Source organism: Mesorhizobium sp. SARCC-RB16n, assembly GCF_008520305.1.
In the GTDB taxonomy this organism is placed as follows: Bacteria; Pseudomonadota; Alphaproteobacteria; order Rhizobiales; family Rhizobiaceae; genus Mesorhizobium.
The window spans coordinates 96,222-118,641 of the sequence record NZ_ML703278.1 but is presented as its reverse complement, the minus strand read 5'-3'; the positions used below and the strand labels follow the sequence as shown (position 1 = coordinate 118,641).

The window sequence follows — 22,420 nt, the reverse complement described above, 5'->3', positions numbered from 1 at the left end:
ACGATGACCGCGATTCAGTCGATCACAAAGGATCCGCTCCTTCAGCCGCTAACCATCCGCGGACTGACGTTACGAAACAGAGTGATGAGCACAGCCCATGCCTCAGGCATGGACGATGCGAACATGCCCGACTTCCGGTACCAGCGGTATCATGAGGAGAAGGTGAAAGGAGGTTTAGCCCTCACGATGTTCGGGGGCAGTTCGAATATCGCTCCCGATTCACCATCAGTATTCCGTCAACTAGATGTCGGGACCGATCGGATCATTCCGCACTTTCAGGATTTTTCAGAACGCATCCACAAGCACGGCGCCGCGCTGATGTGCCAGATCACACACATGGGGCGACGGGGCGACGCGCAGGTGGGCGCCTGGCTACCGATGATCGCACCGTCTCCGATACGGGAACAACTGCATCGCAATTTCCCGAGGGAGATGGACAAGTACGACATCGACCGCGTCGTGCGGGCGTTCGGAGACGCCGCATGGCGTTGCCAGGAGGGTGGCCTCGATGGGCTCGAAACGTTGGCAGGTGGCCATTTGATTGGCCAGTTCCTGTCGCCGCTGACGAACTTCCGGGGCGACGAGTTTGGTGGGAGCCTGGAAAATCGCGTTCGCTTCGCACTGATGGTACACGAGGAGATCAGGCGGCGTGTAGGCGATAACTTCGTGGTCGGCATACGACTATCGATAGACGAGGGCGAGGGTGGCACGCGGTTCGACGAGGCGCTCCAAATCGCCGAAATCCTGTCCAGGGAAGGGTCAGTTGACTTCTTCAACTGCATGGTCGGCCGGATGGACACGGACGTTACCATTGTAGAAGAAAACATGCCGGGAATGAGCCGTCCGCTCGGTCCCTTCCTAGAGACGGTTGGACGTTTCCGGCAACAAATTGGCCTTCCGGTATTCCACGCTGCCCGTGTCACAGACGTCGCCACCGCGCGTCACGCGATCCGCGACGGTTTGTTGGACATGGTTGCGATGACGCGAGCCCACATCGCCGACCCCGAGATCGTGAACAAGATTGCTCGGGGGGAGGAGGACCGGATTCGACCGTGTATTGGCGCATCACATTGTCTTTATAAGAAGCCGCATTGCATTCATAACCCGGCCGTCGGCCGCGAAACCCTGTTGCCTATGCAGGTACCGAAAAGCGACGCTCCAGGCAAGAAGGTCGTCGTCGTCGGAGGTGGTCCTGCCGGGATGGAAGCAGCTCGCGTGTCAGCTGAACGCGGCCACAACGTGGTCTTGTTCGAAGCAGCCCCGAAGCTGGGCGGACAAGTGCTACTGGCGGCGCGAACGTCATGGAGAAAAGACCTGATCTCGATCGTCGATTGGCGTCTGGCCGAACTGGACAGGCTTGCCGTCGATGTCCGATACAACGTGTATGCCGAATCCGGCGATGTCCTTGCAGAGACTCCCGATCACGTGTTCATCGCGACGGGCGGACTTCCGGCCGCCAAGCACTTCAATGGGGCCGATCTGGCGGTATCAGCTTGGGATTTGCTGTCTGGCGACGCCCAGGCTGCGAGGTCGATCCTGATATGCGATCAAACCGGAAGGCATGAGGCAGTTGCAGTCGCTGATCATCTGTCCGCGGCCGGCCACGAGGTCACGCTGGCCACGTCGGACGCGCAGTCGGCAGTAGAGATGGGTTATCCGGACAGGACCGTTTTTCACAAGCGCCTGGCGGAGCAGGGGGTCTCAACACACCCGTATCTCACGCTGCATTCCATACGTCGGGAGGGCAACCGACTGGTCGCCACCATGGAACATCGGCTGACGCACTCGTTGCAGGAATGGACCACCGATCAGGTGGTTCTGGAAGCAGGAACGGATCCTGTAACCGAACTTTACGATGGACTGCGGAATGCCTCGGTGAACGACGGTGTTACCGATGTGGACGCGATGGCGCGATGGGAAGCGCAGCCTGTTCGTGATCGCCCCGGCTTTTCATTGCACCGGATTGGAGACGCCGTGACTTCCCGCACCATCCACGCAGCCCTGCTTGAGGCGTTTCGGCTGACTGTACACCTATGACTGTTGATTTCCTGAAGCGAGCCGGGTTGGCGCGTCTTACTCCGCCGTCCCATCGCCGGCAAGCCATGGCCGCGTGAGAAGCCGTGAGTGCACGACCTTGAAAAGCGCGGTGTCGGCCTCGCGCGGCGACAATTCAAGCAACGTGACACGCCGGATCACGGACTGGTCGAACTGACGGCCTTGAACGTTAGAACCCTTCGAAAACGATCGACGGCTCGTTGCCACAGGGCAACAGATCTGCGTTGCTCCCTATCCTGGCCACAGGCTAGTGAAGATGCTCAACGATCGACTAACACTGTCTTAGTCTCTGATGAATCATCTTTTACCCCCCACTTAACAACCACCAGGTTCTCCGACGGATTAATCATCACTAATTGGCCGCTGTTGCCGCGCGCGTAGTAGGTACTGTCGGCTCCATGCATGGCCGCGGTATCAGCCTGCCAATGATGCAGCCACCAGTAGTACCCGTGCGGAGTCTTGGCGGCGACGACGGCTGAGTAGCCATCGTCGCTTCTCTCATGTAGCCGTCGGGGAGAGTTTTGGTGCCATCGGAAAGCACACCGTTGCGTCAGCAGGCGCTTGGCGGCTGGCGCTAGCCCCCTGGACAGGGCTTCCGGCGATGACGAAGTCCTGCCTCGTACCGTATCCCGGCCAGTTCGTCCCTTGGATTTCATCTTCTCAATATGATGGCGATCTGCTGGCATCGTGTTTGAAAGGCATGCTCCGCTACACCAACGCCGATTGGCGAAGCGCTTCTTGGCGACGAAGCCGGGCCGTGGAATCGTTGAGAACGCCATCAAGCCAATGCGGATCCATCTGTGGAACCGCGGCCAGCAGGGCCTTGGTGTAGGGATGTGTCGGCGAGGACAGCAGCTCGTGCTTCGGACCTTGCTGCACGATCCTGCCACGCTGCATCACCACCACATTGTCGGCGATGGCATTCACCGTCGCAATGTCATGGGTGATGAACATGTAGGTCTTGTCCAACTCCTTCTGGAGATTGAGCATCAGCTTGAGAATCTGTTCCTGGACCAGTTGGTCGAGGCCGGATGTGATCTCGTCGCAGATGAAGACCTCCGGATCGGCCGCGATTGCCCGTGCTATCGACACCCTCTGCTTCTGACCGCCGGAGAGCTCGGACGGGAAGCTTGTAATGTGGTGTTCCGAGAGCTCGACCATCTCGAGCAATTCGACGACACGCCGGGCGCAGGCGTGCCCTTTCAGCCCGGTGTGAAGGGTTACCGGTCGGCCGACGAGATCCATCACCGTATGCCGGGGATTGAGTGCCGCGTCCGCCGACTGATAGATCATCTGTATGCCGCGAAGCTGACCGGCAGCGCGCTGCTTCAGCGAAGACGCAAGTGCGGCACCGTTCAGGCTTATGGTGCCCGATGTCGCCGGCAGCAGACCTGCAATGACCCTGGCAAGCGTCGACTTTCCTGAGCCGGACTCGCCGACGACAGCAAGAGTGCGTCCTCGCGGCAAATCCAGGCAGATGTCCTCAAGAACCTTGAAGTCTCCATAATGGGCATCGACATGGCTGACCTTCAAAATGGGCTGAGTCGGGGCTTCCTCCGGCTTCTCGAGATTCCGCACGGTCCACAGCGAGCGTGTATAGGCCTCCCGCGGGTCAGCCAGCATCCGCCCGGTCTCTGCCTCTTCAACCAGTTCCCCATGTCGCAGCACCATTATACGATGGGCCAGTTGGGCGACGACGGCCAGATCGTGGGTGATGTACAGGGCGGCAGTGTGATGGTCGGTCACGATCCTGCGGACAGAGGCCAGTACTTCGACCTGCGTCGTCACGTCGAGCGCGGTCGTCGGCTCATCGAAGACAATGAGGTCGGGCTTGCAGATCATGGCCATCGCGGTCATGGCGCGTTGCAACTGACCGCCGGATACCTGATGAGGGTATCGGTCGCCGATCTCATTTGGATTCGGAAGCTGCATTTCGGCGTAGAGTGCCTTCGCCTGCGCGATGGCTTGCTGGCGCGTCAATCCACCCAGCCTCATGGCACACTCGATCGTCTGATCGATAATGCGGTGCGCCGGGTTGAACGACGTCGCAGCGCTCTGGGCGACATAGGCGATGCGCGTGCCGCGGATTTGCCGCCGGGCTGCCTCGCTTTCCCGCAGCAGATCGATGCCGTTGAAGCTGACACTGCCCCTGGCGATGCGACAGCCCGGCCGGGTGAAGCCCAGGGCCGCGAGCCCGAGCGTCGATTTTCCCGCGCCCGATTCCCCGATGAGGCCCAGCACTTCGCCACGCCGCAGCGACAGGCTTATCCCCTTGACGATCGGCTGCCAGGCGCCGGAATTGTCGACTTCCACCACTAGGTCACGAATGTCGAGCAGGACTTCGCCTGTATGGCGCGCGGCGGTGTCGTGAGGCTTACTGATCATCGCGCAGCCCGCTGGCGATATCGAGGAACCAGTCGATGACGAAGTTGATGCTGACGGTCAGCAGCGCTATTGCCATGGCAGGCAGCAGCGGCGTGATGTTGCCATAACTGATGAATGTCGCGCTTTCGCGCACCATGGTGCCCCAGTCCGCGGAAGGCGGCTGGATGCCAAGGCCAAGGAACGACAGCGCCGAAATTGTAAGGAACACGAAACAGAAACGCAGACCAAACTCGGCAAGCAGTGTCGGCAGGATGTTCGGCAGGATTTCCCTCGCGACAATCCAGCGCGCCTTTTCCCCGCGCAGATGTGCGGCCTCAATGAACTCCATGACCGCGATGTTGCGTGCCAGCGATCGCGACAACCGAAAAATCTGGGTCGCGCTGAGGACGGCGATGATCAGCACGATGCTGGGGATGGAAGAGCCGAATAGAGCCAGCAGAATGAGCGCAAAGATGAGCTGCGGGATCGCCATCAGCGTATCGGCCAAAGTGGAGAGCAGGTAGTCGAGCCATGGATGCGAAATGACCGACAGAATTCCAAGCGAGCCGCCGATGAAGAACGCGATTGTCGTGGTGATGAAGGCGATGCCCACGGAGTTGCGGGCGCCGTAGATCAACCGGCTGAATACGTCCCGGCCAAGCTGATCCGTACCGAACAGGTGAACGAGGCTCCATGGCGCAAACGGCTCGGTCGAGACGACGTCCGCCTCGCCAAAAGGCGCAAGCACAGGGGCGAAGATGGCCATCACGGCATAGAGGATCACCACGGCGAGACCGATCCTTGCTGGCCACGATGTCCGTTTCAGGTTCTTGCGAAGCATGGAAAGGCGCGATCTGCGGTATTTGATCGGCCGCAACGGCGCGTCGGCGTGGTCGATATGCATCGTGCGCCTCATCGTGGGTGCGCCAGGCGCGGGTTGGTGGCAATGGCGATGACGTCTGCAAGCAGGTTGAGCAGGATGTAGGCCGTGGCGAAGATCAGGGCGCAGCCCTGGACGACCGGAATGTCGCGTGAGCGCACCGCGTCGACCATGGCCTGGCCGATGCCCGGATATACGAACACGACCTCGACGACGACCACGCCAACGATGAGATAGGCCAGATTGAACGCGATCACCGCGGATATCGGCGCCCAGGCGTTGGGAAGCGCGTGCCTCAAGATGATGATCCAGGGCGCCGTCCCCTTGAGCTTGGCCATCTCTATGTAAGGGCTGGAAAGAAGGTTGATGATTGCGGCGCGGGTCATGCGCATCATGTGAGCAATGATACCGAAGCAGAGCGTGGCCACCGGCAACGCCAGACGCTCGGCAATCTCCACCACCCCCATGCCGGGGGTAATGCGTGCCAGCGAGTAGAAAATGGGCAGTTTGACGGCCAGCAGAAGCATCAGCACGTAGGCCACGAAAAACTCCGGGAAGGAGATGCCCACAAGGGTCAAGGCGTTCAGCGACCTGTCCAGCCAGCTGTTGCGCCGGATCGCGGCAATGATGCCAAAGAGAAGCGCCACGGGAACGGAAATCAAGGCAGCTAAAGCTGCCAGGAACAGCGTGTTCTTCAGGCGCGGACCAATGATGCCGTTGACTGTACGCGGCGTTCCAGAACCCGACGAGAAGGAGAGACCGAGATCGCCCTTCAGGGCGCCGCCGATCCAGGAGACGTAACGTTCGGTCACCGGCCGGTCCAAGCCGAGCGACCGCTGGAAATTGGCCACGGTCTCGGGCGTTGCGGAACGTCCGAGGGCGACTTTGGCAAAATCGCCCGGCAAGACGGCGATTGCAGCGAAGATTATGAGAGATACGATGAAAAGGGTGACAAAACCTGATCCCATTCTCGCAATGACGGTTCTTGCAAGAGGCGTAATGGCTGGCGAGTGCAATAGATCATCTTCCGATCGGGGCGCCGGCAGCATTGGTCGAGCTACCGGCAAGGATTGGCTACGGGCGCGTTCCGGCTAGGCAAGCCACCAACGTTCGGCCATTCGAAAGTTGTCGCACTGCAGCATATTGCCTATGGGCCCGTGCGCGATCTTCTTCGACATGGCATCGATGAACAGTGCGTAGGCAAGCACAAGCGCGCCGCCATCGTCATGCAGGATCTGCTGCATTTCGCCGTAGATTTTCTGGCGCGTGGCTTTGTCGGACTCAGCCCGGCCTTTCACCAGCAACTCGTCGAAGCGCTTGTTTTTCCACGCGGTGTCATTCCATGGCGCACCGCTTGCATAGGCAGTGGTGAACAGGGAATCACACGTTGGCTTGCCTAGCCAGTCGACACCCACAAACGGCTTGTGCTGCCAGACATTGTCCCAGTAGCCATCGTCGGCTTCCCGCACGACGTTGATCTCGATGCCGGCCTTGGCGGCATGGTCCTTGAACAGAAGCGCGGCATCGATGGCATTGGGAAATGCCGTTTCGGCGACGGAAAGATCGACCGTGAGCGAGGTCAGGCCGGCCTTGGCTAGATGTTCCTTGGCCTTCTCGATGTTGTAGCTGTGAACAGGCAACGGATTGATCGCGAACGCGATCTGCGGGGCGACGGGGTTGTCATTCGCCGTCTTCGCATTGCCGAGGAATGCCTTGTTGACGATGTCGTCGCGATCGATCGCGTATTTCAGCGCCATGCGAACGTCGGGATTGTCGAACGGAGCCACCGTTGTGTTCATGCTGAAGCTGAAATGGCGCACCCCGCTGACTTTCGATATCTCGATGGCCGGATTTTGCTCCAGCATTTTCAGCGTCTTGATATCAGCATCGACCATGTAGTCGATCTCACCGGTCAGCAGCGCGTTTGTGCGCGCGGCGACATCGATGATGTTGACAAATTCGACCTTGTCGAAATAGGGCTGGCCAAGCTTGTGATAATCGGGATTGCGCTTCATCCGCACGCCGATGCCGGGCTGGTTATCCTCTATCGAGTAGGGCCCGGTGGCCACGCCCCTTGCCCAGTCAATTCCGCCACCGGCCTTTGCAGGCATCACCACAAGGTGACAGTCGGCAGCGAGGTAAGGAAAATCGACATTGCCTCCGCTCAGCGTGAAGACCACGTTTCTGTCGCCATCGGCTCTGATATCCACGATGGACTCGACGACGGCCTTCGCGGCGGAACTCGACGCGGGGCCCATATGATGGCGATAGGATTCGATGACGTCATTGACCGTGACTGCCGCGCCGTCGTGGAATTTGAGACCGGGCCGCAGCGCAAACGTCCAGACCTTGAGGTCGGCAGAGGATGAAAAGCTCTCCGCCAAGTCCGGAACCGCGGCACCCGTCGCGTCGAGTTCCGTCAGCGCGTTGCAAAGCGTGCCGCCGAAAATCACCTGCTGATATGAACTCTGCCATGTCGCCGGATCAAAGGAATCCGCCGGCGTGCCATCGTTGATCGCGAACCGGACCGATCCGCCCTGGCGCGGTGCGGATTGGGCGGCGCGCGCATCCAATGGGGAGAGCGAAGCACCAAGCGCAAGCAAGCCCGCCCAACCAATGAACTGGCGACGTGTTGAAGTAGTGAACCCCTTGAGGGCCTCGCCGGACTGCGAACCTTGTTCATTCTTCATATGCTTTCCCCTTTTCCTTTTATGGGCCAGTCGGCGGCCATGCAGCCTTGCCGGCAAACGGGGAAAGCTGCCCGCCCCGTGCAATGCAAGTCACAATCGAGACTGTCAATTTGCCGAAGTCGGGCGGCTGGAACTATAGCGGCCACGGCGTTCAGTCACTTTGCATTCCCTAGAATGGCATACTGGCTTCTATTGCAGGAAATAGATCACACGAACGCCATCCCTGGAATACGGGTTACTCTCATGGTGATATAACTGAGTGTTATGGGTTTTGCGAAAAGACTGCCGTCGGCCCAGACGCTCTTCACGTCCGAAGCGGCGGCTAGAACACTGAGTTTTTCTGAGGCCGGACGGCTGCTGAATGTGACGCAACCGGCGGTCAGCAAGAACATTGCGGCGCTCGAGGCTCACATCGGTACGAGATTATTTATCGCAAGAAGTCGAAACTCCGCCTGAACGCGGAGGGTGAATCGCTACATCGCGCGGTGCAGCCTCCGTTCCTGGCGCTCGAGACTGCGATTGATCAGATCTCGAAAGGGAATGAGATGAGTTGTCGATGTCCCGACGTCTGCCGCGCTCAGATGGAGAATTCCGCCGTGCGTTCCCTGAGGCGACCTTGGATCCGCAACTTACTGGCAGTGAAGCCGTCGGCCCGATTGACCCTGTGATCTGGGCCTGCGACTCGGGCAAAGCCCCGACCACGGTCGACGGTCAGTCGATCCAGCCGGTATAAATCCCAAGCCCCCGCTTCTTAATCTGGCTGCCGATCACTACCCGTTGGATTTCAGATGTGCCTTCCCAGATTCGCTCAACCCGAATATCGCGATAGAGTCGCTCGACCGGGTTCTCTCGCATGTAGCCACGACCGCCTAGAATCTGCAGCGCCTTGTCAATAACACGGCCCGCCATCTCGGAGGCTTGCAACTTCACCGCGCTGGCATGGGCGTGCGCAAGCTTCCGGTCTGGTCTTTGCGAGGCCTGCCATGCGATGCGGTAGAGGAGCGATTTCGCGGCCATGATCTCGACTGCCATGTCCGCGACCATGAACTCAATTCCCTGAAACTCGCGAATGGGCTTACCGAACTGGACGCGTTCCGCTGCGTAGTTATTCGCGATCTCGGTGGCCCGTGTTGCCGCTCCGACGCAATGGGCCGCAATCTTGAGGCGGGTCTCGACAAACCAGTCCTTCGTCAGCTCCAGTCCGCCGCCAACGGTACCCAGGATATCCTCCTCTCCGAGTTCCACCTTCTCAAAGATGTACTCGGGGTGCTCGGACATGAAGTTATGCATAAACTTTGGCACGCGCTTGACACGGATACCCGGCCGATCCTTGTCGACAAGAAACACCGTAGGCTTCTCTGGATCGCCATCGACAAGGGCGTGCACCATAATGAAGTCGGCGATGTCCCCGTGCGTGACGAACCATTTTTCTCCAGAAAGGTAGTACCGGCTGCCGAGCCGCACAGCGGTAGTTTTCACATGGCGTGGATCCGATCCCGCGTCTGCTTCTGAAATCGCAAAACAATAGGTGCGCTCGCCACGGCAACTCGGTTCTAAATACCGACGTAGCTGCTCGGGGGTGCCTTGCTTGAGCGGAATTGCGGGTTGCCATGCCACGCCCCCGATGCCGCCAGTCGCCATCCCAAACTGCTCGTTGACCAGGGTCTGTTCGAAGAGCGATAGGCCCTGGCCACCATGTTCACGCGAATGGTTGATGGCATTGAATCCCGCCGCGAGCACCTCCTTCCTGAGTCGTGCCAGGATATCGCCGGGCAGCGATCCGTGCTCCTCGATTGCCATTTCATTGGGAAAGAGGTGGGTCCTGGTGAACGAGGCGGCTCTTTCCTGCAGGTCGCGCTCGCGCGGTGAGAGTGTCAGGTCCATCTATCTTGTTCCTTGCTTGGACGGCCGCGCGCAAGATGCTTGCCACCATCGATTAAGAGCGTCGTGCCCGTGATGTAGTCGCCAGCTGGTGACGCAAGGTAGGCTACCGCCGCTGCGACCTCATCGGGCTCACCCATGCGTCGGATTGGTAAAACTTCGATTCCAGCTTCGAGATGCGAGATGTCATACTGCGCAAGGGCACTGGTGCGAATCGTCCCAGGTGCAACCGCGTTCACGGTAATATGCGGGGCCCATTCGGCGGCGAGCGTTTCCGTCAGGCTGATAACCCCTGCCCTCGCCGCGGCGCTGTGGGCGTAGCCTGGCAGGCCGCCTGCGATTGAGAGCACGATATTGATGATGCGACCACGTCCCCCCGAGGCTATGCGTCGTGCCGCGAACGCTTGCGACATGTGCCAGGTTCCGGTGAGATTAAGGTCGACGACGGCACGGAAGCCGTTGGCTGAGATGCGCAGGGCGTCCGCTTCGAACTGGCCGCCGGCATTATTGACGAGGATGTCAGGAACGCGGCCCTGAGAAGAGAAGTTATCGAAGGCAGCTGCCACTTGCCGCTCGTCCCGGATGTCGAGACTCTGGACGTTCACATTGACATTTCTTGATTTGAGACGCTGGGCGGCCTTCCCAAGCCGCTCGGCATTTCGGGAGGCTATGATCACGCTTGCACCAAGAACGCCGAGCTGCTTGGCGATGGCGAAGCCGATGCCACTGCCGCCCCCAGTTATCAGCGCGACCCGGCCGTCGAACAGATTTGGCGCAAAGACCTGACCAATCATTTACGTCCTCGGCAAAGCTCAGCATGACAGAAAACGGCTGTGCAGGTGCACACGCCTTCAGGGAACCAAAGAACGGAACGGAACTCATGCTTCATGTGGCCCTCAGTCAGCGAGTATCACGCCACCTGCCGATGCGAGTAAGCGCTCGCGCCTGCCAGCCGCCGCTTCCAACCAGCCGGCCTCCAGTTGTGGCACGGAGTCCACGAGGATTTTCGTGTAAGGATGCTCGGGCCGGTTCAGGACTTTGTCTGTAGGCCCGCGCTCGACAATTTCGCCTCGGTACATGACAGCGATCTCGTCGGCGAAACTCGCGGCCGTGGAAATATCGTGCGTAATGAACATAAATGCCAATCCTCGCTCAGCCCTCAGGCGACGAAGGAGGTCGATGACCGATGCGGCGACCACAGGATCGAGTGCGGACGTGATCTCGTCGCAAAGGATAAGTTCAGGCTGCGCAGCTAGCGCCCGCGCAAGGTTGATACGTTGCTTCTGGCCGCCGGATAGCTCACTAGGCTTTCGCCCAGCGAAATCGGCCGGCAGTTGAACCATTTCAAGAATATCCCTGACCAGCGCACCGCGCTCCCGGCGGCGCTTGCCGCCAAACAACGCCAGTGAGCGGCCAAGGATCTGCTCAACTGTATGAGCGGGATTGAGAGCGACATCTGGCGACTGGAACACGATTTGAATACGCCGCAATTGGTCTTTTGAACGTTGCTCGACGGTTTTCGGCAACCGCGTTCCAGCAAGGTGAATCTCTCCCGACGCCGACGGAAGCAATCCGGCGATAACCCGGGCGAGTGAGCTTTTGCCCGAGCCCGACTCGCCAATGATGGCGACGACTGAAGACCGGCGCACCTCGAGGTCAACCGACTTCACTGCTACTACCCGGGGACCGCGGGTCGGATTTTGTCCATAACCCGCAGTAATGTTCGAAACTGTTAGGAGTGGGGATCCGACGGTCGCCGTCGGGGCGGCAACCGTCCCTGGTGCCCATTGCTTGTAAGCTGAAAGGAGAGTGCGCGTGTACGGCGCCTTTGGCGCGTTGATGATCGCTTGGGAAGGACCCTCTTCTTGAGTGACACCATTGTGTAAGACCACTACGCGATCAGCGATCTGGGAGACGACAGCGAGGTCGTGACTTATATAAAGGGCTGCGGCCCCTTGCTGCCGGATTGCGCGCTTAAACGCCTCGAGGACCCCGATTTGGGTGGTTACATCTAAGGCGGTCGTGGGTTCATCCAAGACTAGAAGCTGCGGCCCACAACACATTGCCATCGCGGCCATGAGTCGTTGCAACTGGCCACCCGAAACTTGGTGGGGGTATCGAGTTCCGATATTGGCCGGGTCTGGCATTGACAGATCGTGATAGAGCTCAAGCGCCCGGGCGCGGGCCTTGTCAGCCGGCATAATGCCGTGGACGAGCGCTGGCTCGATGACCTGCTCTCCGATCATCAGCGAGGGGTTGAAACTTGCGGCCGCGCTCTGTGCCACGTATGCGACTCGCCTTCCACGCATAGAGCGGAGGGCGGAGGGGCCCATTGAGAGAAGGTCGGTGCCATCAAGCAGCACACGTCCCGAGGCGACCTGCAATCCGGGTCGAATGTGACCCAGCGCGGTGAGGCCAAGAGTGGTCTTGCCGGAGCCTGACTCCCCTATGATGGCAAGCACTTCTCCCGGTGCGATCGCAAGGCTAACGCCGCTCACGACTGGCTTCCTCGTCGCGACGCTCTCGATTGTAAGGTTCTGGATGTCGAGCAATCGACGGTTCATTCGCGGGTCCTGCCGTATATGCGCCCGGTTCGCATGGATAATTCATCCACAAGAAGGTTCAATGCCACGGTAATGCTGGCGATCGCCGCGGCCGGGATGATGGGCGCCAGGGAACCAGAACCCAGTCCCTCCATGTTCTCTCGCACCATACTTCCCCAATCGGCGGTCGGCGGCTGCACGCCTAGTCCAAGAAAACCAAGGCTGCTCATGAAGAGAATTATGAAGGAAAGTCGGAGCGCGAAATCAGTGAGCAGCGGCAGTGTGGTGTTGGGCAGAATTTCCCGGGAGAGAACCCACCAGGTGCCCTCCCCCCGCGCCCGCGCGGCCTCGATGAACTCTTTTTCCCTCAACTCCATGGCAAGGGCCCTAGCTATACGATACACGGCCGAGGCGTAGACGAATCCGCTAGTAGCGATGAGCACCGGGATCGATGAGCCGAGCGCCGCGATAACGACGAGACCCATCATGATATGGGGGAAAGAAAGGAGCGCGTCGTTCAGCCTGCTCATCACTGAGTCGACGATGCCGCCGCGGATAGCCGCGAAGAAGCCGAGACAAATACCAAGGCACTCTGCGATCAGCGTCGCGATCAATCCCGTAGCCAGCGTTGTCCGGGCCCCGTAGATTAGGCGGGAGAAAACGTCCCGTCCGATATAGTCCGTGCCCAGCAGGTATTCGGCCGTCGGTCGCATGAAATTGGCGTCCGAGACGATGTCAGCCTCGTTGTGTGGCGCAAGGAACGGCCCGAACAGAGCCACAAGAATCCAAAGCAGGAGGATCGCTACGGCAAACACGCCTGTGGCGCTCAGAGTTCGGCGTTTTGCATTTCGCAGGTTGGCGGCAGCCGAACTGGGTTTGACTGCGGTCATTTCTTCATTTCCTGGTGTCGAAGCCTAGGGTTACCGATGATTGCAGCAATATCGGCCAGCAGCATGAGAGCGATATAGACGGCACAGAAGATAAGAACACAGGCCTGGATCACGGGGAAATCGCGGGAAGAGACAGCGTCGACAAGGAGCCGCGCTAAGCCCGGATACACGAATACCGTCTCAACGATCACGATACCGCTCACGAGATACGCAAGATTGAGGGCTACGACATTGGCGATCGGGCCGACGGCGTTTCGTAGCGCGTGAACAAGGATGATGCGCCGGTAAGACACGCCTTTCAGCACGGCCATCTCGACGTAGGGCAACGAAAGGACGTTCACCACGGTCGCACGGATCATGCGCGCCATCTGTGAAACGATGACGGCAGCGAGCGTCGCCACCGGCATGGCCAGCGAAGTTACCATTTGCCCGAACGACCGGAATTCGGTGACGTACGCAATGGCCGGCAGCCAGCGAAGGTTAACTGCGAAGATCAGCACCAGCAGCGTTCCCAGAAAAAACTCCGGCAGCGCGGACACACACAAGGCACCGATCGAGCTGACCCGATCGAATACGCCGGCAGGTCGGGTCGCGGCCCCAAGGCCGATGACGAAGGCAATCGGAACTGCTACCGCCGCTGATAGACCCGCCAAGATCAGCGTGTGTCCAAGCCGCTCCGCGACAAGCGTTCTCACCGGGACCTGACTCGCGAGTGAAACGCCAAAGTCAAGGTGGATGACGCCGGCCAGCCAGCTGAGGTAGCGAAGCGGTGCCGGCCGGTCGAGCCCGAGTTGGACGCGCAGCTCCTGGAGGCTTTCTGGGGTGGCATGCTGCCCGAGTACAGCCTGTGCCACATCGCCGGGCAGCAATTCCGTTCCCGCAAAAACCAGAAACGAAACCACCAGCAACGTTAGCAGCCCCTGCAGCGCGCGGCGACCAATCAAATTGAGCATCAGCAAATTCCCAAATGGGCGGTGAGCGTTCCCACCGCCTGCGGTTCACTGAAGGCTCAGCTCTCGAGCCAGACGCTGTCGGCGAAGTTAAAGCCACCAAGATTGCCAGTTGGGACGGGGGTCAACCCTTTCACCTTGCTTGAATGAGCGTCAATGTAGTTGACGAAGGCGGGGATCGCGTTTCCGCCCTGCTCATAAATGATTGACTGAATATCCCAGAATGTTTGTTTGCGCTTGTCCGGATCGACGGTGCCGCGTGCCGCGTCGATGAGCTGGTCGAGGTGGGGATCCTTGAACTGGGTGTCGTTCCACTTGGCATCCGACTTCCAGATCAGCGTCGCCATGAGGCTTTCCGTTGGTCGCGGATTCCACACCACGGCATGGAAGGGTCGCTTTATCCAGATGTTCGACCAGTAACCGTCGGATGGCTCGCGCTTGAGGTTAATCGTAAGTCCGGCCAGGGCTGCTTGGCGCTGCAGCACTAGCCCCATCTCAATGCTGTTCTGAACGGCGTCCGTGACATGGAGTTCGATACTGGCGTTTTCCATTCCTGCCTTTTTCAGGTGGAATTTTGCTTTGTCGATGTCGACCCCACGCTGAGGCAAGGAGCTATTATAGACTGGGCTCTTCGGCATGACGAAGTGATCATTGGCGACGACCCCGTAGCCATTGAGTACCTGCTTCACGATGCGCTCCCGGTCGAGCATGTTCTTGACCGCAAGACGAAGATCGAGATTGTTGGTTGGCTCCCGATCACACATCATCGCGAATTGCACGAAGCGCGGGCACGGCGTGGAGAACACTTCGACGCTCGACGCTTTTTTGGCCTCGTCAATCGCGTTTGGGCGCAGGTCCGACATCATGTCGATATCGCCGGCTATGAGAGCATTCAACCGCGCGACCGGATCTGCGATCCCGAAATACTCGATCTCGTCGAGGTAAGGTCTTCCTGGCTTGAAATAGTTGTCATTGCGGGTGACTACGGTGCGGACGCCGGGGGAGAACTCTTTCAGCCGGAAAGGTCCAGTCCCGATGGCCGTCGAAAAGTCGGTCGTCCCTTTCTTGACAATCATAAAGCCGAACGTCCCAAGCAGCACGGGAATGTCAGCGTTCGGGCTCTTGAGCTTGACGCGAACACCGTCCGTGCCGTCCGCAGTCACCTCGACGAGATCATCCACCAGCCCCTTGGAGGCTGAGGCAACCTTGGGGTCCTTGTGACGCATGATCGAATAGATGACGTCGTTGGCGCCGAGTGCCTTGCCGTCATGGAAGGTGACGCCTTTCCGAAGTTTGAAGACCCACTCCGTGACGTCTTGATTGGCCTCGAACGACTCCGCAAGTTCCGGTTGGGCCTGCCCATTACCATCGATGCGGGTCAGCGCATTATAGAGCATATGCCCCCGGGCATAGTCCGTGCTTTGTACGAATTTCGCGGGATCAAGCGTGTCCTGCGCGCTTTGCACATGACCGGCGACGCGCAGCCGCCCACCACGCCTGGGTTGCGCCGTGGCGAGGTTCAATGACGATGCCCCTGCCGCGAGCGCGGTTCCGGTAGCGATCAGCGATTTCGTGAATTGGCGACGGTTCAGCATTTCTTCCCCAGTGGTTGATACGATTTCACCTGACACCCATCGCTCGTTGTAAGTGGCGACGTTGGTTGACATTTTGTCTTGTCGTGTCATTTTGTCAACAGAAAAACAGGTGAGGCGACTTATTTAAGGCCGCCGCCCGTGGCCCGGGGAAAGCCCGCTATGTCAACTTCCGTAATCCACTACTGCACCCCCTCAGACTCAAGGCGCATGCCGCTGCACAATTGGCTACTGTGGAAGGCACAGAGATCCCGGCGATACGGTCTCCACTCGCGATATCCATATTACGGCCTATGCGTGGCTTCGGCCGATGAAGATGCATGCAGCAGGGGAGCATCGGGGGTCGAGCGCTACCCGATTCAGAAGGCCCTATATTGCACAGCCTCAAGCCGACGCACGGCGAGAAAGCTCAGCCGGCACAAAGTCCATTCCAGGGATGTGACAGTTCCGCGAGTTCACAGCTCCACGCCATTTCCGCCTTCTCTCGCGCGTTCCGACAAACGCTGCAAACGTGGACAACGTGCATGACTGCGCGGCAGCCATATCAATCTGGTTCATGCAGGGCCAGGAACGTCAGCGAGAATGTCGGCCATGAGCCAATTATCCTCGTGTTCTATCTGGTCCCGCACTTTACCATGCTGGCTTTCTCCTCGGCGGTAGAGGTATTGCGCCAGGCCAATCGTGTGTTGGGTTATGAGGCGTATCGTTGGCGGGTCGCATCGGAGTCCGGTGGCGCGGTTGAAGCCATTTGCGGACTTTCAGCCGTAACCAACAGTTCCATTTTAACTGAACGTCGTCGCTTATTCGAGGAATGTCGCCCGAGCATGGTCGTTATCTGTGCCGATCAGGATGTGGAGAGCTACTCGAGTAAACCTTTGGAAGCTTGGCTTCGTGAATGCAGGCATTGTGGGGTGGCCGTGAGCGGCGTTGGGACGGCCACCTACATACTGGCTAAGGCCGGGTTGCTGAACGACAAGCACTGCACGATTCACTGGGAGAACCTTCCCGGCTTCAGCGAGCGATATATGGAAGTTCCTGTGAACGCAGTCTTGTATCAAGTAGACGGTAATATTTGGACATGTGCAGGCGGTTCGGCTTCACTGCACATGATGTTGCATCTCGTTCAACGGCATTTTGGTGACGAGACCGTGGCAGGTATATGCGAGCAGGCAATCGTCGAGCGTGTAAGGGCGCCGAATGAGCGCCAGAGGCTGCCGCTTTCGCAAAAGCACGGCATCTTGAATCCGATAATGATCAAACTCATTGAGCAGATGGAAGATCATCTGGCGGAACCACTGTCGATCGAAAAACTTGCAAAGGACGTAAAGCGCTCCCGCCGCCAAGTTGAACGCCTATTCCGTAGCGAATTAGGTCGCTCGCCTCTTTCTTACTATCGAGAACTACGGCTGGAGCGAGCTCGAATGCTGCTTACTCAGTCTGCCATACCGATTGTCGATATCGCCATCGCCTGTGGATTTATCTCGGCGTCCCACTTTTCCAAATCCTTTCGTGAAACATATGGGATGGCACCACAAGAAATTCGTAGAGGGCGAGCGACGTCAAAGCAGATTGTCTTAGACATCGCGACGAATGATCTTGAAGAGGTCGCATAAATCTTGACGGTTTTTGTAACAATGATCAGCACGCGGCGCGTATTTATGATCTTCTTGAGGCCAAGCCTGTAGTTGGTGACTAACGACCGCAGCTTACGTCGCCTCAATCTGACAGGTTGCTGATGGCAAGATCCATGAGAGAACGCGAGTCAAAAGGAATGATGACCATTAGGTAAGTATTTATGCAGCGCGAAGATTCACTATTGTCCACTCTAGCCCCTCTTCAGAATCGTGCATTCCGCGCGATCTGGGCGGCTACGCAAATTTCAAGTCTCGGGTGGTTGGTGCAGACAACCGCCATCAGTTGGCTCATGGCCACGACTTCGACCTCCGATCTGATGGTGGCGCTTGTGCAGGCCTCGTCGACGCTGCCTGCGTTCTTTCTCTCCATTCTCGCTGGGGCCATTGCCGACAGCTTCAGTCGCCGCGGCGTTATGCTCGCCGGGCATTGCCTGATCGCTTTGGCTTCCGCAACGCTGGCGATTTCTGTTGCGCTGGGATTTGTCAGTCCATGGCTGATACTTGGATTGGGTTTCCTGGCGGGGTGCGGCTTTGCGCTGAACGATCCAGCCTGGCACGCGTCGGTTGGCGATATCCTGGAAAAACGCGACATTCCGGCGGCCGTGACGCTGATGTCGGTGGGCTATAACACCGTACGCAGCATCGGCCCGGCTCTCGGCGGCCTTATCCTTGCTTTCCTCGGACCACTGGCTGCATTCGTCCTTGCAGCGGTGAGTGATCTGGTGCCGCTGACCGCCGTCTCCCGCTCGAAATGGCATGTGCGCTCTTCTCCGCTCCCGCGTGAGCGGATTAGCACGGCTATTCAGGATGGATTGCGCTTCACCGCGATATCCTCGGAGATCAGAGCGGCAATCGTGCGCGGCACGTTGTTCGGGCTGGCGAGCATTTCCATCCTCGCGCTTCTTCCCCTGATCGTTCGCGATCATTTGGCAGGCGGCCCGATCGCTTACGGCGCTCTCCTGGCCGCTTTTGGCACGGGCGCCTTTGCTGCCGGCCTTGGCAGCAGCTATATGAGGCGGACGGTGTCCCAGGACCGGCTGATCGCGCTCGCGTCCGTTGCCTGTGCCCTATGTTGTCTCGCGCTGCCTCTTACATCGTCCCTTCCTGTTGCCGCTCTTGCCCTGGCAATTGGGGGTGCCGGCTGGCTTATCACCTGGACCGGAATTGACGTGGCCATTCAGTTGTCCAGCCCGCGCTGGGTCGTTGGGCGCACGCTCTCTATCTACTACGCTCTCTCATATGGCGGCATGGCCGCAGGCAGCTGGATCTGGGGCTCTATTGCCCAAAACTACTCCCTGACCATGGCTTTCGAAGTTGCCGCCGCGGTTTTGCTGCTTGTTGCTGCCGCCGCTTTCGTGCTGCCGATCGAACTGTGGGAAGAACCGGAACATGAAGCATCAGAGTTCGTACCGCCGTCGCTGGCACTCGACCTGAAGCCAAGAAGCGGACCGATCGTCGTCAGGGCCGAGTATCTGATCGCCGAGCATGATCTCGAGACCTTTCTTGCGTGCATGCGCGAACAGCGCCGTGTTCGGAGCCGGGCGGGTGCGCGGAACTGGACGCTGCAGCGAAACTTGCTCAAGCCCTCTCTGTGGACCGAGACGTACCGGACGCCGACGTGGATGGACTATCTTCGTCTGAACCATCGCCTGACGGCGGCGGACAAGGAGGTTGGCGACCGGCTTGCCGCTCTGCACGATGGCGATGGTCCGCCCATTCCAGCGCTGTCGATCGAGCGGGCAACCGGGGTGGTTCGCGCCCGCAGCCAACCGATAACGCGCATTTCGCGCCCATGAGGTTGAAGCGATGATGACACCAGTACGCCATGAACAGCCGCGTTCGCAACCGACTTTCACAGGGGGGAGTCCTGTCGCAGTCTCTGCGATCAACACAAAGCACTACGCGTCTGAAGAAGCTCCCGACCTGCGCAAGGCATTTTCCCCAGCCGCGCAGGAACACTTGGCGGCCATTGGCACTCAGCCAATGCCCCCGCTTTTTCGGGTGCAGTGATGAGGACATCGGCGTGCGGCGGCGTGTGTCGACTTCTCACCTCCGCACATCCGCGACCATTGCGGCTGCGAATAAATTTTCCCCTAGCCTCCCAAGGCGCGTGGCTGTCGCCGGACTCGTTTCGGCGGCAGCCACATCTTTCCGGACGACAACGCGGTTCGGGAGTGCCGACACAGGACGGAGCGAGCGATGATCACCGCAACAACGGCTTCGAGGGCCTTTCGCCTTTCCGCTGTATCGCTGGACAATTCTCTGGGCATTCCAGCGAATTCTGAACGAAAGCGCGAACAGGCAATCGTCATAGGCGACCTGTTAGATAATAACAGTTTTGCGCCGGTCGGCCATAGCGGTGGCCCTTACCGGCTGTCTCTTGCTCTGGTGGACAGGCGACTGACGGTGTCTATCACCACAGAAAAAGGCCGCACGTCATGTGCCATTATCTGTCGCTATCCTCCTTCCGACGGCTATTTAAGGACTACAGAATTGTTTGCGAGAGCTACGCGACCGCCGAGGCGCGGTTGAGCTCCGAGAGGCTGGAGGCGATCGACATGGAACGCCGCGCCATCCACGACGAGGCCTCCGCACTGCTGAGAGAACGCCTCCGATCGAAGGTGGCGATCGATCACGACACGGCACGACGGCTGTTCACTCTGATCGAATTAGCGGTCCCGCAGAACATCGCCTGTCGGGAGAGATTGACGTGAAGAGGCGGGCAAGTGCAGCAGGCGTTGGACGGAAAACCGCCGCTCGAACCAATCACAGCCTCGTCCCCATGCTTTCAATTGAGAGAGTGATATCGATGAAGCAAGCACCGGAGAAGACTGCTTGATCGGCCTGCGAGATAGAACATCGTCCGACGGCTGGGTGGTAGCGCCGATAAACTGAAGCCGACATTCAACCCCATAGGACAACTCCGGGGAGCACCAGGCCGCCGGAGCCGCTCACTATTTGATGGAGAAATTTGAATGCGACAATGGCTGGACAGGCTCACCGATCTTGCCGCCCTCCCGGGCGACGAACGGATTATAAAGCACGGGCTTGCGAATTTCACTGAGGAGATGGGCTTTGCCGGCTATGCTTATATCAATATTCTATCAAGCCACGCACACATCGTTTCAAACTATGGGCCAGGGTGGCAGTCTGCATATGCCGAACAGCAGTATTTCGAGATCGATCCGGTCATTCGACGCGCCAGATCGCTGAAGGGGGTTTTCACCTGGAGCGGGGAACGCGAGAGCTCACAATTGTCGAAAAAGGAGCGCTCCTTTTACGCACACGCGGCTGATTTCGGCATCCGCTCCGGCGTGACCATCCCAATCAGAGCCGCGCGTGGCACGCTTGCGATGTTCACGCTTGCCTCGGAGAAGCCCGAAAGCGAATTGAGACATGGGTTGGATCCGTTGGCTGCCGCCGCCGCAGTCGGACAACTGCATGCCCGCATCAGTTTTACCGATCTGGCGCCAACCGTCCCGCAGCCCGATTTTTTCGATTCCACGGCCGCCGACTATCTTTACTGGCTCTCCGAAGGCAAGACAAAGCAGGAAGTGGCAGACCTCGCAAACGCCTCATATGACAGAGTGCGGTCAAAGCTTCGAACGGCGGCAAAGTATCTCGAAACCGGCAATACGATGCACCTTGTCTCCACCGCCATTCGCAAAGGGCTGATCTGAGACTTCAGTTCGCCGGCACCTTGGGAATATAGCCGAGGATGTTGATCAGCGTGTTCGTCGCATACATTTGGGCGTGCATCTCCATGCAGGCCCGGATGTAATCGAGATGCTGAGCACCGCCGACGATCTCTTGAATTTTGTCTTTCTCGGGCAATGCCTGCTGGAGCTGGTCAGCTCTTGCGACGAGAAGCCGGTGGGTGCGAATGGCTTCTATGGTCAGAAGCTCCAACTGAGGCTTTGGAAGTCCCTGAGTAAGCCCGAACAGGGCGCGAATTTCAGGTTTCGATTGCAACGCGGCTGTTTCCGATCCCATTTCCATTCTCCCGGCTTGTCCGCGGTGCGCCCCCGCAAACGTTAATCCCTGATCCCAAGCCGGGGGTTGGAAACTGTCGTGGACAGTCCTGAGACCTTTAGCACCGAGTACCTGGACATACGTCACAGGCCCCCGGCCACATGGTCAGAGGATCTGGCGCCGTATCGGCCGGCGCCAACCGCCACGAGAGGTTTCCACACCCCGGGGCAGCGCGTACTGCCCTACCCGCCTTATACCGGGCAGGTTCTGTTTTCGCCAGCGCGAACAGATGGATAATTGCCGCCGTCATGGTGCAAATCTGCACTCGCTGATGACTACTTTGCACCGATGCCGGAAAGATCGATCCGGATGCCGGCCGTGCTGGGGTTGCCGTCACGCGCAGGCTCACCGGACAGATCGTTCACCTCCTCCCCGCCCGACTTTACCGGCTGCTCGGAAGTATCGGCCAAAGGCTCTTTCTTGATAGGCTGGGGCAAATCGACTTCGTCGGGATCCGGCGTCCGAAACACCGACTTGCCCTCGAAGTAACCGCTCTGCCATGCGAGGACTGCGTCCTCAAACACCTCTGGCTTTTCGTCCCCGTCCAACGGATTGCCGTACCACTTCAGAACGACCCGGTAGGTTTTCGCGAACAAGGCTGTTCCCATGCGCAGGTTCGCGCAGGCATCGACCAGATCGGGTTTCAGTTCACCGGCCTCGAGCACACCAAGGCCCGCTGGATATTGGGTGATCCCGACACGCACGACATTGCGGCCGATACTCTGGCGGATGAGATCCAAAGTTTCATCTGGCGTGGTCGGCTTTGGCACGAGGATGACGCGTTTGCCGGAGCGCACCGTGACAGCTAACGGATCATTCGATCCAGCTGCCGCGATGAACTTTTCTACGATCGTAGGTTTCAGGCTGGCATCAGCACAGGCCTTGATCAGAGCGGCATCGACCATGCTT

At 58.9% G+C, this 22,420-nt stretch carries 17 protein-coding genes and 1 pseudogene; 6 read left to right on the top strand and 12 right to left on the bottom strand.

Annotated features, from left to right (window positions below):
- Positions 1-3 precede the first annotated feature (3 nt).
- Positions 4-2,037, top strand: a complete 2,034-nt coding sequence (locus C7I87_RS23235) for an NADH:flavin oxidoreductase (protein ID WP_149906391.1) — start codon at positions 4-6, stop codon at positions 2,035-2,037.
- Between the two features lie 726 nt (positions 2,038-2,763).
- Here C7I87_RS23235 and C7I87_RS23230 read toward each other — a convergent pair.
- Genes C7I87_RS23230 through C7I87_RS23215 form a run of 4 tightly spaced genes read right to left on the bottom strand, consistent with a single transcriptional unit; the run spans position 2,764 to position 7,989 of the window.
- The gene (locus C7I87_RS23230; protein WP_149906390.1) at positions 2,764-4,440 is read right to left on the bottom strand and encodes an ABC transporter ATP-binding protein; all 1,677 of its coding nucleotides are present in this window, start codon (positions 4,438-4,440) and stop codon (positions 2,764-2,766) included.
- Positions 4,430-5,323, bottom strand: coding sequence for an ABC transporter permease (locus C7I87_RS23225; RefSeq protein WP_188393957.1), 894 nt, complete (start codon positions 5,321-5,323; stop codon positions 4,430-4,432). The genes C7I87_RS23230 and C7I87_RS23225 overlap by 11 nt, the downstream gene beginning before the upstream one ends.
- A gap of 8 nt (positions 5,324-5,331) precedes the next feature.
- Positions 5,332-6,348 (bottom strand): ABC transporter permease, encoded by a 1,017-nt coding sequence (locus tag C7I87_RS23220; RefSeq protein ID WP_149906388.1) that lies wholly within the window; start codon positions 6,346-6,348, stop codon positions 5,332-5,334.
- A gap of 42 nt (positions 6,349-6,390) precedes the next feature.
- Complete coding sequence (locus tag C7I87_RS23215; RefSeq protein WP_188393956.1) at positions 6,391-7,989, bottom strand: ABC transporter substrate-binding protein; 1,599 nt, start codon at positions 7,987-7,989, stop codon at positions 6,391-6,393.
- 264 nt (positions 7,990-8,253) lie between these two features.
- On the opposite strand from C7I87_RS23215, the gene C7I87_RS36800 reads away from it, so the two are divergent.
- Complete coding sequence (locus C7I87_RS36800) at positions 8,254-8,445, top strand: LysR family transcriptional regulator (RefSeq protein ID WP_149906386.1); 192 nt, start codon at positions 8,254-8,256, stop codon at positions 8,443-8,445.
- Between the two features lie 255 nt (positions 8,446-8,700).
- Here the strand turns inward: C7I87_RS36800 and C7I87_RS23205 are convergent, their stop codons facing one another.
- The 6 genes from C7I87_RS23205 to C7I87_RS23180 form a co-directional block, all read right to left on the bottom strand.
- A complete protein-coding gene (locus C7I87_RS23205) occupies positions 8,701-9,873 on the bottom strand; it encodes an acyl-CoA dehydrogenase family protein (RefSeq protein WP_149906385.1) in 1,173 nt (390 codons plus the stop codon).
- Positions 9,864-10,664, bottom strand: coding sequence for an SDR family oxidoreductase (locus C7I87_RS23200; protein WP_210250645.1), 801 nt, complete (start codon positions 10,662-10,664; stop codon positions 9,864-9,866). Before C7I87_RS23200 ends, C7I87_RS23205 begins: the two co-directional genes overlap by 10 nt.
- 102 nt (positions 10,665-10,766) lie before the next feature.
- The gene (locus C7I87_RS23195) at positions 10,767-12,434 is read right to left on the bottom strand and encodes an ABC transporter ATP-binding protein (RefSeq protein ID WP_149906384.1); all 1,668 of its coding nucleotides are present in this window, start codon (positions 12,432-12,434) and stop codon (positions 10,767-10,769) included.
- Complete coding sequence (locus C7I87_RS23190; protein ID WP_149906383.1) at positions 12,431-13,303, bottom strand: ABC transporter permease; 873 nt, start codon at positions 13,301-13,303, stop codon at positions 12,431-12,433. The genes C7I87_RS23195 and C7I87_RS23190 overlap by 4 nt, the downstream gene beginning before the upstream one ends.
- Positions 13,300-14,256: an ABC transporter permease gene (locus C7I87_RS23185; protein ID WP_149906382.1), complete on the bottom strand. Its 957-nt coding sequence runs from the start codon at positions 14,254-14,256 to the stop codon at positions 13,300-13,302. Before C7I87_RS23185 ends, C7I87_RS23190 begins: the two co-directional genes overlap by 4 nt.
- A gap of 56 nt (positions 14,257-14,312) precedes the next feature.
- Positions 14,313-15,920, bottom strand: a complete 1,608-nt coding sequence (locus tag C7I87_RS23180; RefSeq protein WP_188393955.1) for an ABC transporter substrate-binding protein — start codon at positions 15,918-15,920, stop codon at positions 14,313-14,315.
- A gap of 560 nt (positions 15,921-16,480) precedes the next feature.
- Here C7I87_RS23180 and C7I87_RS23175 point away from each other — a divergent pair.
- From C7I87_RS23175 to traR, 4 genes and pseudogenes are all read left to right on the top strand, one after another.
- Entirely contained in the window at positions 16,481-17,458 is a 978-nt protein-coding gene (locus C7I87_RS23175; protein WP_246696372.1) for a GlxA family transcriptional regulator, read from the top strand.
- Between the two features lie 182 nt (positions 17,459-17,640).
- Positions 17,641-19,275 carry an MFS transporter gene (locus C7I87_RS23170; protein WP_149906379.1) on the top strand — a complete coding sequence of 545 codons (1,635 nt, stop codon included), beginning with the start codon at positions 17,641-17,643 and terminating at the stop codon, positions 19,273-19,275.
- Between the two features lie 403 nt (positions 19,276-19,678).
- A pseudogene (locus tag C7I87_RS23165) lies at positions 19,679-20,193 on the top strand (UPF0262 family protein).
- 261 nt (positions 20,194-20,454) lie between these two features.
- Positions 20,455-21,159, top strand: coding sequence for an autoinducer-binding transcriptional regulator TraR (gene traR / locus C7I87_RS23160; protein ID WP_149906378.1), 705 nt, complete (start codon positions 20,455-20,457; stop codon positions 21,157-21,159).
- 4 nt (positions 21,160-21,163) lie between these two features.
- On the opposite strand, the gene C7I87_RS23155 is transcribed toward traR, so the two are convergent.
- Both C7I87_RS23155 and C7I87_RS23150 read right to left on the bottom strand, forming a co-directional pair.
- Positions 21,164-21,472 carry a transcriptional repressor TraM gene (locus C7I87_RS23155; protein ID WP_149906377.1) on the bottom strand — a complete coding sequence of 103 codons (309 nt, stop codon included), beginning with the start codon at positions 21,470-21,472 and terminating at the stop codon, positions 21,164-21,166.
- Between the two features lie 314 nt (positions 21,473-21,786).
- A complete protein-coding gene (locus C7I87_RS23150; RefSeq protein ID WP_149906376.1) occupies positions 21,787-22,416 on the bottom strand; it encodes a TraH family protein in 630 nt (209 codons plus the stop codon).
- Positions 22,417-22,420 lie beyond the last annotated feature (4 nt).

Bases quoted from the DNA above. Each gene is read 5' to 3' on its own strand.
- C7I87_RS23150 (WP_149906376.1), bottom strand. From the start codon at position 22,416: ATGGTCGATGCCGCTCTGATCAAGGCCTGTGCTGATGCCAGCCTGAAA.
- C7I87_RS23230 (WP_149906390.1), bottom strand. From the start codon at position 4,440: ATGATCAGTAAGCCTCACGACACCGCCGCGCGCCATACAGGCGAAGTC.
- C7I87_RS23225 (WP_188393957.1), bottom strand. From the start codon at position 5,323: ATGCATATCGACCACGCCGACGCGCCGTTGCGGCCGATCAAATACCGC.
- C7I87_RS23220 (WP_149906388.1), bottom strand. From the start codon at position 6,348: ATGCTGCCGGCGCCCCGATCGGAAGATGATCTATTGCACTCGCCAGCC.
- C7I87_RS23180 (WP_188393955.1), bottom strand. From the start codon at position 15,920: ATGTCAACCAACGTCGCCACTTACAACGAGCGATGGGTGTCAGGTGAA.
- C7I87_RS23175 (WP_246696372.1), top strand. From the start codon at position 16,481: ATGCTGGCTTTCTCCTCGGCGGTAGAGGTATTGCGCCAGGCCAATCGT.
- C7I87_RS36800 (WP_149906386.1), top strand. From the start codon at position 8,254: ATGGGTTTTGCGAAAAGACTGCCGTCGGCCCAGACGCTCTTCACGTCC.
- C7I87_RS23195 (WP_149906384.1), bottom strand. From the start codon at position 12,434: ATGAACCGTCGATTGCTCGACATCCAGAACCTTACAATCGAGAGCGTC.
- C7I87_RS23185 (WP_149906382.1), bottom strand. From the start codon at position 14,256: ATGCTCAATTTGATTGGTCGCCGCGCGCTGCAGGGGCTGCTAACGTTG.
- C7I87_RS23190 (WP_149906383.1), bottom strand. From the start codon at position 13,303: ATGACCGCAGTCAAACCCAGTTCGGCTGCCGCCAACCTGCGAAATGCA.
- traR (WP_149906378.1), top strand. From the start codon at position 20,455: ATGCGACAATGGCTGGACAGGCTCACCGATCTTGCCGCCCTCCCGGGC.
- C7I87_RS23215 (WP_188393956.1), bottom strand. From the start codon at position 7,989: ATGAAGAATGAACAAGGTTCGCAGTCCGGCGAGGCCCTCAAGGGGTTC.
- C7I87_RS23235 (WP_149906391.1), top strand. From the start codon at position 4: ATGACCGCGATTCAGTCGATCACAAAGGATCCGCTCCTTCAGCCGCTA.
- C7I87_RS23200 (WP_210250645.1), bottom strand. From the start codon at position 10,664: ATGATTGGTCAGGTCTTTGCGCCAAATCTGTTCGACGGCCGGGTCGCG.
- C7I87_RS23170 (WP_149906379.1), top strand. From the start codon at position 17,641: ATGCAGCGCGAAGATTCACTATTGTCCACTCTAGCCCCTCTTCAGAAT.
- C7I87_RS23155 (WP_149906377.1), bottom strand. From the start codon at position 21,472: ATGGGATCGGAAACAGCCGCGTTGCAATCGAAACCTGAAATTCGCGCC.
- C7I87_RS23205 (WP_149906385.1), bottom strand. From the start codon at position 9,873: ATGGACCTGACACTCTCACCGCGCGAGCGCGACCTGCAGGAAAGAGCC.